Genomic DNA, 13,020 nt, shown 5'->3' on the forward strand with positions numbered 1-13,020 from the left:
CAAGGTTGTAAGACTCCGAAGGGAGGTAGCGGTAGGTTGAGATCCCGCAACGAAGTGAGGAGGCTCAAGCACCGCCCCTCGGAAAGCGAACACTTGGAACGGAAGGAAACAGGAGTAAACGAAAATCTCAACCCTTTTATTAATGGAGGTTACTATGGCTCAAGCTAAATATCAACGTATCGTATTAAAACTAAGCGGAGAAGCTCTTGCAGGTGAACAAGGCTTCGGAATCAACCCAACTGTCATCAAATCCGTATCTCAACAAGTAAAAGAACTAACCGAACTAGGCGTAGAAGTAGCAGTTGTTGTAGGCGGCGGAAACATCTGGAGAGGAAAAGTCGGCAGTGAAATGGGTATGGACCGTGCATCAGCAGATTACATGGGCATGCTTGCAACTGTAATGAACTCCTTAGCACTACAAGATAGTCTAGAAAACTCTGGTGTGCAAACACGAGTTCAAACATCTATTGAAATGCGTCAAGTTGCTGAACCTTACATTAGAAGAAAAGCTATTCGTCACTTAGAGAAAAAACGTGTAGTCATCTTCGCAGCAGGAACAGGAAACCCATACTTCTCCACAGATACTACTGCAGCGTTGCGTGCAGCAGAAATCGAAGCAGATGTCATCTTAATGGCTAAGAACAATGTGGATGGAGTGTACAGTGCAGATCCTACTATCGACGCGACTGCAACTAAGTATGACACATTATCTTACCTAGATGTATTACGTGAGGGACTAGCTGTTATGGACTCTACTGCGTCTTCACTATGTATGGACAATGATATCCCAATTATCGTTTTCTCCATCATGGAAGAAGGGAACATTAAGCGAGTAGTATTAGGTGAAAATATCGGAACGATTGTGAGGGGGAAATAATTATGGCAAATCAAGTTATTACTCAAACAAAAGACAGAATGGAAAAAGCGGTACAAGCTTACTCCAGAGAATTAGCGACAATCCGTGCTGGCCGTGCGAGTGCAGCATTACTAGATAAAGTAACAGTTGACTATTACGGGGCTCCAACTCCAGTCAATCAGTTGGCTTCTTTAAACGTACCTGAAGCAAGACTGCTTGTGGTACAACCTTATGATAAAACATCATTAGGTGATATTGAAAAAGCGATCATCAAGGCAGACCTTGGATTAAACCCATCCAATGATGGTACGGTAATCCGTATCTCCATCCCTGCATTGACAGAAGAGCGCCGTAAAGATCTAGTGAAACAAATTAAGAAAATTTCTGAAGAAGCGAAAGTCGGTATCCGCAATATTCGCCGTGATGGAAATGATGATTTGAAGAAACTAGAAAAGAACGGTGAAATTACGGAAGACGAGTTACGCGGCTATACGGATGACATTCAGAAGCAGACGGATGCGTTCATCGCTAAGATTGATTCCGTTACAAAAGAAAAAGAAAAAGAAATCATGGAAGTATAAGCGATTTACATGTAAAATAGAAAGATGGAAAGACCCTCTAATGTTTACAGGGGGTTTTTTTGTTAATACTGTTACTATAAATGGATAGCTCCCTATAGGTACGTCTGTTTATTTTTAATGGAGGATTTTTATGCTGAAGAAAATACAAGAGTGGAGAGGCAAAGAAACCTCTAAATCGCTTAGCTTAAAAGAAGAAATAATGAACCATCCCATCCCAGAGCATATCGCCATCATCATGGACGGCAATGGAAGATGGGCAAAAAAGCGTGCAATGCCGAGAATTGCCGGACATCATGAAGGAATGAAAACCGTAAGGAAAATCACCAAGGCTGCCAATAGCCTGGGGGTAAAAGTTCTGACTATGTATGCTTTCTCAACTGAAAATTGGAAAAGGCCGAAACTCGAAGTCGATTTTCTGATGAAATTGCCAGAAGAGTTCCTTGGTACATTTCTACCTGAACTAATGGAAGAGAATGTACAAGTTCGACTTATGGGAAATAAGGCTGATCTTCCAGAACACACGCTTAGAGCTGTTAATAATGCAATGGAGAAAACAAAGGATAACACTGGACTTATTCTTAACTTTGCATTAAATTATGGGGGACGCGATGAAATTCTTCGTGCCGTAAAGGATGTAGCTGCCGATATCAAAGATAACGCACTTACAACCGATCAATTAACAGAAGAGATGTTCTCGGAATATCTTTTCAGCAATTTATTACCAGATCCAGATCTTTTAATACGTACAAGCGGTGAAATACGATTAAGCAATTTTATGCTGTGGCAATTGGCGTATGCAGAATTTTATTTTACAGATGTACTATGGCCTGACTTTGAAGAAAACGATTTATACGAAGCAATTAATAGTTTTCAAATGCGCGGGAGAAGATTTGGTGGTATATAAGAAGGTGTTGGACATACAATGAAACAAAGAATTATAACAGCTGTTATTGCAGCGGCAGTATTTTTACCAATCGTTATTTACGGAAAGCTCCCATTTGTTGTCTTTATCTATTTTCTGGCAACAGTCGGACTTTTTGAAGCTATGAGAATGAAGCGTATGTCTATGGCAAGTGTACCTGGAGTGCTGTCATTGTTACTTTTATGGTTTTTGATGATACCTTCAACTATGTTTGAGGCGGATTCGCAGATACTCTCAAAAATGGACTTTATCCTGCTTATCACGCTTTTGCTATTATCGTACACTGTTTTATCTAAGAATAAATTCACTTTCGATGATGTCGGTTTCTTAATGATTTCGACCATTTATGTGGGATTAGGTTTTTATTATTTCATTGAAATAAGAGACCTTGCGCTAGCGTTCGTTTTCTTTGCATTATTCGTCATATGGACGACAGATTCAGGAGCATATTTTATTGGAAAATCAATGGGGAAAACGAAGTTATGGCCAGAGATCAGTCCAAATAAAACAGTAGAAGGATCTCTTGGTGGAGTAATTTGTGCAATTGTTGTCGCATTAATTTTCCACTTTGTTGTTGATTTTGACCACTCGCTCTTCATCACCATTGTTATTGCAAGCCTTTTATCCATTTTTGGACAAATTGGTGATTTGGTGGAATCTGCTCTGAAAAGGCATTACAAAATTAAAGATTCAGGTTCTATTTTACCTGGTCATGGCGGGATATTAGATCGCTTTGATAGCCTTCTTTTTGTATTGCCGCTATTGCATTTTATACATATCTTTCTTTTCTGACACATTGTAGGAGAAGGTTTTGGAGAGGTGAGTGTTGGTGAGGAAAATAAGTTTATTGGGAGCATCAGGCTCAATAGGTATACAAACAATTGAAGTATTAAGACAGCATAGTGAGCAATTTAAGCTAATGGCTTTTAGTGTTGGTAGTAATGTCAAAGTCGCACAAGAATTGATTCAAGAATTCTCACCACTTGTCGTTTCCGTACAAACAAAAGAAGATTGTGAAGCGTTAAAGAGTCAATTCGCTTCTACAAATACCAAGTTTGTTTATGGAGAAGAAGGTTTAATTGAAGTAGCTACCCTTAACGAAGTGGATGTGTTGGTTAATGCGGTGATGGGAAGCGTTGGACTTGTTCCCACCTTGCATGCTATCGAACATAAAAAGGTGATTGCACTCGCTAACAAGGAAACTCTTGTCACAGCTGGTCACATCGTGATGGAGGCAGCCAGAAAGCATCAAGTTCCTATCCTTCCTGTCGACAGCGAACATTCTGCTATTTACCAATGTCTTCAAGGGGAAAAGGATAAAAACATCGAAACCATCATTCTCACTGCATCAGGTGGAAGCTTTCGAGACCGTACGAGACAACAGCTGGAAGGTGTCACACGGGAAGATGCACTTAATCATCCAAACTGGTCTATGGGTGCGAAAATAACCATAGATTCTGCTACTATGATGAACAAAGGATTAGAAGTCATAGAAGCTCATTGGCTGTTTGATATACCTTATGAAGATATACAAGTGGTTTTGCATAGGGAAAGCGTCATTCATTCAATGGTGGAGTTTCATGATACAAGTATTATAGCCCAGCTTGGAACACCTGATATGAGGGTTCCCATCCAGTATGCACTGACATATCCGGATAGACTCCCTCATCCAACAGGTAAGAGATTGAACTTTATGGAAATGGGTAAGCTCCATTTCGAAAAAATGGATTTTGACCGTTTCCGATGCTTACAATTCGCATTTGATGCAGGAAAGGCTGGGGGGACCATGCCAACTGTGTTAAATGCAGCAAATGAGATCGCTGTCGATGCTTTTCTTAATGGCAGAATGGAATTTCTTACCATAGAAACATTTATTGAAAAGGCAATGTCCAGGCATTCCATTCAGGTAAATCCAGATTTACAGACGATCAGGGAAGTGGATTTGGAAACAAGAAACTATGTTCGTTCACTAATAGATTAGAGGTGGAAATCTAGTGAATACTGTAATCGCGTTTATAATCATTTTTGGCGTACTTGTTTTCGTCCATGAACTTGGACATCTTGTATTTGCCAAAAGAGCCGGTATACTATGCCGCGAGTTTGCTATTGGCTTTGGCCCGAAAGTGTTTTCTTTCAAGAAGAATGAAACAGTCTATACAATAAGACTACTTCCTATTGGTGGTTTTGTTCGTATGGCCGGGGAAGATCCTGAAACCATTGAAATTAAGCCGGGCTATCATATTGGCCTCCTGTTCAATTCAAAAGGAGAAGTCAACAAAGTAGTTGTCAATAATAAAGATAAACACCCTGATGCAAAAATCATTGAGGTTGAACATGCAGACCTTGAAAAGGAACTTGTCATCAGAGGGTATGAATTGAATGAAGAGGAAGTTCTAAAGGAATATAAGGTAAGCGAGGAATCGTATTTTGTCATGGATGGGCAGGAAATTCAAAACGCCCCTTATAACAGACAATTTGGATCAAAGACATTAGGTCAACGTACGATGGCTATTTTTGCTGGACCTATGATGAACTTTGTTCTAGCCTTTTTCATCTTTACTTTCCTTGGAATGGTACAAGGCTACCCTATCAACGAATCTGTTATCGGTGAATTGACTCCGGATGGAGCGGCACAGGCTGCTGGTCTGCAACAAGGTGACAAAGTGGTAGCAATTGATGATACAGAAGTTTCGACCTGGGAAGAGGTTGTGAAAATCATTCAGGTAAACCCTGGTGAGGAACTTGATTTCTTAATCGAAAGAAACGGACAATCCGAAACGATCGCTATTACGCCTAAACCAGAAACCATTGAAGGCGAGACTCGCGGGATTATCGGAGTTTACATGCCGATGGAACAGTCTTTCTGGGGCTCTTTCCCTAAAGCCGCCTCTGAGACTTATAATTGGTCAAAAGAGATCGTGGTGGGGTTAGGTAAATTGATCACGGGTCAATTCTCCCTAGATATGCTATCTGGACCTGTTGGTATTTATAAATCGACGGAAGTTGTTGCTGAATCCGGCGTGTTCCTATTGATGAGATGGGCTGCGGTCCTTAGTATCAACTTAGGTATAATCAATCTTCTGCCAATTCCGGCACTGGACGGCGGAAGACTGATGTTCTTCGCAGCAGAAGCAGTCAGAGGCAAACCTGTTGACCGCCATAAAGAAGGACTTGTCCACTTTATCGGCTTTGCCCTGTTAATGTTGTTGATGCTTGTTGTAACATGGAATGACATTCAGAAATTCTTCCTGTAAAATAGAAACATAAGCACATGGACTTGCATCATGAAATGTGATGCAAGTTTTCTTTTTCAACTCCCTGATGACCTTCGTTCCAGGTGTTCGCTTTCCGCGGGACGGTGCTTGAGCCTCCTCACTTCGTTGCGGGGTCTCAACCTACCGTTACTCCCCCGCAGGAGTCTCTCACCTTGCACTTCAGTCATCAGGGGAAAATTGCAAATTACATAAATTTTATAGAAATGGTTATGGGGTGTAGAAATGAAACAAAGTAACATGCTGATTCCAACACTAAGAGAAGTACCTGCAGACGCAGAAGTCAAAAGCCACCAACTACTGCTAAGAGCAGGATATATCCGCCAAAACACAAGCGGCATCTACAGTTTTCTGCCACTAGGTAAAAAAGTGTTAAAGAAAGTAGAAGACATTGTCAGAGAAGAAATGGAAAATGCAGGTGCTGTGGAATTGCTTATGCCAGCTATGCAAGCAGCTGAACTATGGAAAGAATCTGGAAGATGGTACTCCTACGGTCCAGAACTAATGAGACTGAACGACCGCCATAACCGCGAATTCGCACTTGGTGCAACACATGAGGAAGTAATAACGACACTTGTAAGAGATGAAGTAAAGTCCTATAAAAAACTTCCATTATCTCTTTATCAAATTCAAACAAAATTCCGTGACGAAAAACGCCCGCGCTTCGGCCTTCTAAGAGGACGCGAATTCCTTATGAAGGATGCCTATTCGTTCCATGCAAATGCAGAATCACTAGATGAAACATACGAAAAGATGTTCACAGCCTATTCCAACATCTTCACAAGACTTGGCCTTAACTTCCGTGCAGTTATTGCAGACTCGGGAGCAATGGGTGGTAAGGACACACATGAGTTTATGGTCCTATCTGAAATCGGTGAAGACACCATAGCTTATTCTACAGAATCTTCCTTTGCGGCTAATATTGAAATGGCTCCGGTCGTAGCTAATTATGAAAAGAAATCTGAAGCAGCACGTGGAATGGAAAAGGTGAATACACCTGACCAAAAGACCATTGAGGAAGTGGCAAGTTTCTTACAGATGGAGAAATCCGACTTAATCAAATCCATCGTCTTTAAAGTAGATGATAAATTTGTACTTGTCTTAGCAAGAGGAGATCACGAAATAAATGATGTAAAGGTCAAAAACTTCTACCAAGCATCTGTTGTAGAGACTGCAACAGCTGAAGAAGTTCAAAAGGTGATGGGCTGTTCAGTTGGCTCACTAGGTCCAATAGGAGTACCTGAATCTGTTGAAATCATTGCAGATACAGCTGTTGAATATTTAGTCAATGCTGTAACAGGTGCAAACGAGGAAGGCGTTCATAATATTAACGTTAATCCAGGTAGAGATTTTAGCGCTGAATATACGGACCTGCGATTCATTGAAGAAGGGGATCTTTCTCCTGATGGACAAGGTGTCATTAAATTTGCAAAAGGTATTGAGGTAGGACATATCTTCAAGCTTGGTACACGTTATAGTGAAGCAATGGGAGCGAACTTCCTTGATGAGAATGGAAGAAACCAGCCGATGATCATGGGTTGTTATGGTATTGGTGTTTCTCGTGTGCTTGCCGCAATCGTAGAACAATACCATGATGATAACGGAATTGTCTGGCCAAAAGCGGTAACCCCTTTTGATGTTCACGTCATTCCTGTAAATATGAAAAATGATGCACAAGCTTCCTTGGCAGAGGAAATCTACTCTGAATTAAAAAATTCAGGAATGGCTGTTCTGATGGATGATCGCCAAGAACGTCCGGGTGTGAAATTTGCTGACGCTGATTTGATTGGACTTCCTGTTCGAATAACAGTCGGTAAAAAAGCTGAGGAAAAAGTCGTTGAAGTCAAATGGAGACAAACAGGCGAAATGGAAGAACTATCTGTGGACGAATTAATACAAAAACTTCGCTGAAATATAGTACAATAGATATGCGCTTTAAATGAAGGTACCCCATACTGGCGGTACCTTCCATTATGTCGAAAATAGATTATTAAACATCGATGATCAACTATGCAAGGGAAAGGGGACAGAACTTTGCTTGACCAGATGTCTCAAGAAAAAAAAGATAGATTGCGGTTATTGCTTCAACAGCTCGAATTGACAAGTGATGATATTTTTCCTTACTTTGCAGAAGCTGGAATTGAAAAACTTACAGTAGAAAAAACAACAAAACGTTGGCACTTTCATTTCGTTTTGGAAAAAATCCTCCCAGCTAAAGTATATATGCTCTTTTATGAAAAATTGACGAAAAGCTTTGCACACATCGCTAATGTATCCTTCACAGTTACGGTTCAGGACCGTTCCTTTGAAGATTCCTATATTGCCGACTATTGGCCAATCTGTTTAAAAGAGTTACAAGGTGGTTCTCCGCCGCTCATGATGTTGTTAAACGGGCAAACACCTGCACTGCAAGGCAACAAACTTATGCTTAAAGCAAGAAATGAAGCGGAAGCCATTGCCGTTAAGAAAAAGCTGAGTTCAACCATATGCTCCGTTTATGAAGGTTTCGGATTTCCTACTTTCATCTTAGACACAACCCTATCTCATTCTGAGGAAGAATATCAGCAGTTTGTGGAACAAAAACAACAAGAAGATAAACAAAAAGCATTAGCTGCTGTAACAGAAATGCAGAAAAAAGAATCATCTAAAGATGAAGTATCCGTTAGTGGACCGGTTATGATCGGATACACCATAAAAGATGATGCGGAAATTAAAACATTAGCCGAAATCGTGGAAGAGGAAAGACGTGTTGCCGTTCAGGGGTACGTTTTTGATGCGGAGACAAAAGAGCTTCGAAGCGGAAGAACATTGCTAACTTTTAAAATTACGGACTACACTAATTCTATCATGGTGAAGATGTTCTCTCGGGATAAAGAAGATGTACCTTTATTACAAGCAGTCAAAAAGGGTATGTGGCTGAAAGTAAGAGGAAGCATACAAAATGATACATTTGTACGTGACCTTGTTATGATGGCAAATGATATTAATGAATTTCATGGAAAAGAAGTGCTAGACACTGCACCTGAAGGGGAGAAAAGGGTGGAATTACACTTGCATACCCCGATGAGTACGATGGATGCCGTTAGCTCCATATCTTCCTTAGTCGCACAAGCAAAAAAATGGGGGCATGAAGCCATTGCGGTTACAGACCATGCTGTTGCTCAAGCCTATCCGGAAGCATATGCAGCAGGGAAAAAGAATGGTGTGAAAATATTGTACGGGCTTGAGGCTAACCTTGTCGACGACGGAGTACCAATCGCCTATAACCCTGCACACCGTAATCTTGCAGATGAAACCTATGTAGTGTTTGACGTGGAAACAACAGGGCTATCTGCAATGTACGATACAATAATTGAGCTTGCGGCAGTCAAAGTGAAGGGCGGCGAGATTATTGATAGATTCGAATCCTTTGCCAACCCGCACCATGCACTCTCCGCAACCACTATTAACTTGACCGGCATTACTGATGATATGGTACAAGATGCACCGGAAGTCGGAGATGTGTTAAAACGATTTTCTGAGTGGATGCAAGATGATATTTTAGTAGCGCATAATGCAAGCTTTGATATGGGCTTTTTGAATATCGGTTTTCAACGTATTGGGTTAGGGAAGGCAAAGAATCCTGTCATTGACACATTGGAGTTGGGTCGACTTCTATTCCCGTCGTTAAAAAATCACCGTTTAAATACGTTATGTAAAAAGTTTGATATAGAACTAACCCAGCATCACCGTGCAATATATGACGCAGAGGCAACAGGTTATCTGTTAGTCAAAATGCTAAAAGATGCATTTGAAAAAGGAATCACGTTTCATGACGAATTGAACGATCATTCCGGTACCACAGATGCATACAAACGTGCTAGACCATCTCATGTTACATTGCTTGCAGTTAATGAAATTGGTCTGAAAAATATATTTAAAATAGTTTCCATCTCACATATGAATTACTTTTTCCGTGTTCCGCGTATTCCAAGATCCCAGCTGCAAAAGCTTCGTGAAGGAATAATTGTCGGTACAGCCTGTGATAAAGGTGAAGTATTTGAAGGGATGATGCAAAAATCCCCAGATGAAGTAGAGGGAATTGCCGAATTCTATGACTATATCGAAGTTCAGCCACCAAGCAATTATGCACATTTATTGGAGCTTGAATTAGTTAGAGATGAAAAAGCACTAAAAGAGATCATTACCAACATTGTCAAACTTGGTGAAAAACTTGAAAAACCTGTCGTGGCAACAGGTAATGTACATTATTTAAAAGAAACAGATAAAATCCACCGAGAAATTTTGGTTCGTTCGCAATCAGGTGCCAATCCGTTGAACAGACATCAACTGCCAGATGTTCACTTTAAAACAACAGATGAAATGCTTGCTGCTTTCTCTTTCCTTGGAGAAGAAAAAGCAAAAGAAATTGTAGTATCCAACACCCAAAAGGTTGCGGGAATGATTGAAGAAATTAAACCGATCAAAGATGACCTTTATACTCCTAAAATCGAAGGGGCAGATGAAGAAATCCGCGAGATGAGTTACTCCAGGGCAAGAAGCATCTATGGCGACGATCTTCCAGAGATTGTTGAGAAGCGGATTGAAAAAGAATTAAAGAGTATTATCGGTCATGGTTTCGCAGTTATCTATTTGATTTCCCAGAAGCTCGTGAAAAAGTCACTAGATGATGGCTACCTCGTAGGTTCACGTGGTTCCGTTGGATCGTCCTTTGTAGCAACCATGACGGAAATTACTGAGGTAAATCCTTTGCCTCCTCACTATGTTTGCCCATCTTGTAAAAAATCGGAGTTCTTTGATGATGGTTCAGTAGGCTCTGGATTTGACCTGCCTGATAAAGATTGCCCGGATTGTGGCGAAGCATTTACGAAAGACGGCCATGATATCCCATTCGAAACTTTCCTTGGTTTTAAAGGGGATAAGGTACCCGATATCGATTTGAACTTCTCAGGGGAATATCAGCCGAGAGCCCATAACTATACTAAAGTACTGTTTGGAGAAGATTATGTTTTCAGGGCAGGAACCATTGGTACAGTGGCTGATAAAACGGCATATGGTTATGTAAAAGGATATGCCAATGACCGCAATTTATTATTGCGCGGGGCTGAAGTGGACAGACTTTCAGCAGGATGCACCGGGGTAAGAAGGTCGACTGGACAGCATCCAGGCGGAATTATCGTTGTTCCCGATTATATGGATATTTTTGATTTCTCTCCAATCCAATATCCTGCAGATGATCAATCATCAGAATGGAAAACGACACATTTTGATTTCCACTCTATTCATGATAACTTACTTAAGCTTGATATCCTTGGACACGATGACCCAACCGTAATTAGGATGCTTCAAGACCTTAGTGGAATTGATCCAAAGACCATCCCTACAGATGATCCATATGTGATGAAGATCTTCAGTGGTACGGAATCACTTGGCGTGACAGAAGAACAAATCATGTGTAAAACAGGAACCCTCGGGATACCTGAGTTTGGTACCAGGTTTGTTAGACAGATGCTTGAAGATACAAAACCATCAACTTTCTCTGAATTAGTGCAAATCTCAGGACTATCTCATGGTACAGATGTTTGGCTAGGGAATGCTCAAGAGCTTATTCACAATAAGACTTGTACACTAAGTGAAGTTATCGGATGTCGTGATGACATCATGGTTTACCTCATCTATAAAGGGCTTGATCCTTCCATGGCCTTTAAGATCATGGAATCCGTTCGTAAAGGAAAAGGTTTATCCGATGAGTTTAAAGAGGAAATGATCAAAAACGATGTGCCCGCTTGGTATATTGACTCTTGTTTGAAAATAAAATACATGTTCCCGAAAGCCCATGCAGCGGCTTATGTGCTTATGGCAGTTCGTATCGCATATTTCAAAGTGCACTTCCCATTAATGTACTATGCTGCATACTTTACCGTTCGAGCAGATGACTTTGATATTGATACAATGGTAAAAGGTTCTGCAGCCATCCGTAAGGTAGTAGAAGAAATCAATGCAAAGGGCTTAGAAGCCTCACCTAAAGAAAAGTCCTTACTCACCGTTATGGAATTGGCATTAGAAATGAGTGAACGAGGATACTCCTTCAAGAAGGTCGACTTATATAAATCAAGCGCCACTGATTTCTTAATCGAGGGTGATTCCCTGATCCCGCCATTCAACTCCATTCCGGGACTTGGAACAAACGCAGCAATTAACATTGTTAACTCAAGAAAAGATGGAGAGTTTTTATCCAAAGAAGACCTGCAACAAAGAGGTAGAATCTCCAAAACTATCTTAGAGTACCTAGACAACCACGGCTGCCTTACAGGCCTGCCAGACCAAAACCAACTATCTTTATTCTAATGTTTATGGGACACGACTGGTTTATTCAATCCACCCTGTTGACTGAAGTGGAAGATATGAGACTCCTCGAAAATGCTAGCGCATTTTCTTCGTGCGATGAATCGCTGCCGAAGCCTCCCTTGTCCTGAGGGAGATAGTGGTAGCTTGAGACCCCGCAGCGCAGCGAGGAGGCTCAAGCACCGCCCCTAGGAAAGCTAACATCTGCAACGAAAGGAAACAGGGAGTATTTCTGGATCTAAAATGCCGTGAACCCCTGAAAACACTAGAAAGATTTGCATATTTCATACGGATATGATATATTTACATTGGAAATGCTATATACAGGTAATTAGCAGAGAGTGGGGAAACCCACTCTTTCGTATTGTATTCCCATTTTTTCTGGCAACCTTGTTTCTTCATGACAATGAGAAAAAAGGGAATGTTAGATTTTCGTATCAGCTTTACATAAGCTTGCTTGTTTATGATTCCCTGCTTACCGGCAGGGTCTTTTGTTCAGATTTTAAACACATCGTCTCGCGCTTGCGAAGGAGGAAAATGATGAGCAAAAATGTTACAGAAACGGTGGAAGCACTAGCTCTTCCAATCGTAAAAGAAATGAATGTAGAATTAGTGGATATTGAATATGTAAAAGAAGGGTCCTCTTGGTTTTTACGTGTATTCGTCGATAAAGAAGGCGGTATCGACATCGAGGATTGTGGGACAGTAAGTGAAAAGTTAAGTGAAAAGCTTGATGAACTAGATCCTATTCCTCATAACTATTTCCTGGAAGTTTCCTCTCCTGGTGCTGAGCGCCCTCTAAAGAAGAAGGAAGACATCGAGAAATCGATCGGTAAATATGTCAACATTAAAACGTATGAACCTATCGACGGCTTGAAGTCATTTGAAGGTGATCTTCTGGATTTTGATGGAGAAACAATCAAAATCTCCATGACAATAAAAACACGTAAAAAGGAAGTTTCCATTCCATATCCAAAAGTAGCGAAAGCACGTTTGGCCGTCAGGTTCTAATAAACCAGACAAAATAAAATTATGAATCATAGG

At 40.8% G+C, this 13,020-nt stretch carries 9 protein-coding genes; all 9 read left to right on the forward strand.

Features of this window, described 5'->3' with window-relative positions; genetic code table 11:
* Positions 1-154 precede the first annotated feature (154 nt).
* Complete coding sequence (gene pyrH, locus LC091_RS06885; RefSeq protein ID WP_169292319.1) at positions 155-877, forward strand: UMP kinase; 723 nt, start codon at positions 155-157, stop codon at positions 875-877.
* 2 nt (positions 878-879) lie between these two features.
* Positions 880-1,437, forward strand: coding sequence for a ribosome recycling factor (gene frr, locus LC091_RS06890; protein ID WP_226681296.1), 558 nt, complete (start codon positions 880-882; stop codon positions 1,435-1,437).
* 130 nt (positions 1,438-1,567) lie between these two features.
* The gene (locus LC091_RS06895; protein WP_226681297.1) at positions 1,568-2,341 is read left to right on the forward strand and encodes an isoprenyl transferase; all 774 of its coding nucleotides are present in this window, start codon (positions 1,568-1,570) and stop codon (positions 2,339-2,341) included.
* 18 nt (positions 2,342-2,359) lie between these two features.
* Positions 2,360-3,151 carry a phosphatidate cytidylyltransferase gene (locus LC091_RS06900; protein WP_226681298.1) on the forward strand — a complete coding sequence of 264 codons (792 nt, stop codon included), beginning with the start codon at positions 2,360-2,362 and terminating at the stop codon, positions 3,149-3,151.
* Positions 3,152-3,188: 37 nt separating this feature from the next.
* Entirely contained in the window at positions 3,189-4,340 is a 1,152-nt protein-coding gene (dxr, locus tag LC091_RS06905) for a 1-deoxy-D-xylulose-5-phosphate reductoisomerase (protein WP_226681339.1), read from the forward strand.
* A 13-nt stretch (positions 4,341-4,353) separates the two neighbouring features.
* Positions 4,354-5,613 carry an RIP metalloprotease RseP gene (gene rseP / locus LC091_RS06910; protein ID WP_226681299.1) on the forward strand — a complete coding sequence of 420 codons (1,260 nt, stop codon included), beginning with the start codon at positions 4,354-4,356 and terminating at the stop codon, positions 5,611-5,613.
* 243 nt (positions 5,614-5,856) lie between these two features.
* Entirely contained in the window at positions 5,857-7,542 is a 1,686-nt protein-coding gene (locus LC091_RS06915; protein ID WP_226681300.1) for a proline--tRNA ligase, read from the forward strand.
* 135 nt (positions 7,543-7,677) lie between these two features.
* Complete coding sequence (locus LC091_RS06920; protein WP_226681301.1) at positions 7,678-11,979, forward strand: PolC-type DNA polymerase III; 4,302 nt, start codon at positions 7,678-7,680, stop codon at positions 11,977-11,979.
* A 537-nt stretch (positions 11,980-12,516) separates the two neighbouring features.
* The gene (gene rimP, locus LC091_RS06925) at positions 12,517-12,987 is read left to right on the forward strand and encodes a ribosome maturation factor RimP (protein ID WP_226681340.1); all 471 of its coding nucleotides are present in this window, start codon (positions 12,517-12,519) and stop codon (positions 12,985-12,987) included.
* The last annotated feature ends 33 nt before the right edge of the window (positions 12,988-13,020 follow it).

The sequence above is a fragment of the Sutcliffiella horikoshii genome (genome assembly GCF_020524325.1).
Lineage (GTDB): Bacteria > Bacillota > Bacilli > Bacillales > Bacillaceae_I > Sutcliffiella_A > Sutcliffiella_A horikoshii_D.

Bases quoted from the DNA above. Each gene is read 5' to 3' on its own strand.
- pyrH (WP_169292319.1), top strand. From the start codon at position 155: ATGGCTCAAGCTAAATATCAACGTATCGTATTAAAACTAAGCGGAGAA.
- frr (WP_226681296.1), top strand. From the start codon at position 880: ATGGCAAATCAAGTTATTACTCAAACAAAAGACAGAATGGAAAAAGCG.
- LC091_RS06895 (WP_226681297.1), top strand. From the start codon at position 1,568: ATGCTGAAGAAAATACAAGAGTGGAGAGGCAAAGAAACCTCTAAATCG.
- LC091_RS06900 (WP_226681298.1), top strand. From the start codon at position 2,360: ATGAAACAAAGAATTATAACAGCTGTTATTGCAGCGGCAGTATTTTTA.
- LC091_RS06915 (WP_226681300.1), top strand. From the start codon at position 5,857: ATGAAACAAAGTAACATGCTGATTCCAACACTAAGAGAAGTACCTGCA.
- LC091_RS06920 (WP_226681301.1), top strand. From the start codon at position 7,678: ATGTCTCAAGAAAAAAAAGATAGATTGCGGTTATTGCTTCAACAGCTC.
- rimP (WP_226681340.1), top strand. From the start codon at position 12,517: ATGAGCAAAAATGTTACAGAAACGGTGGAAGCACTAGCTCTTCCAATC.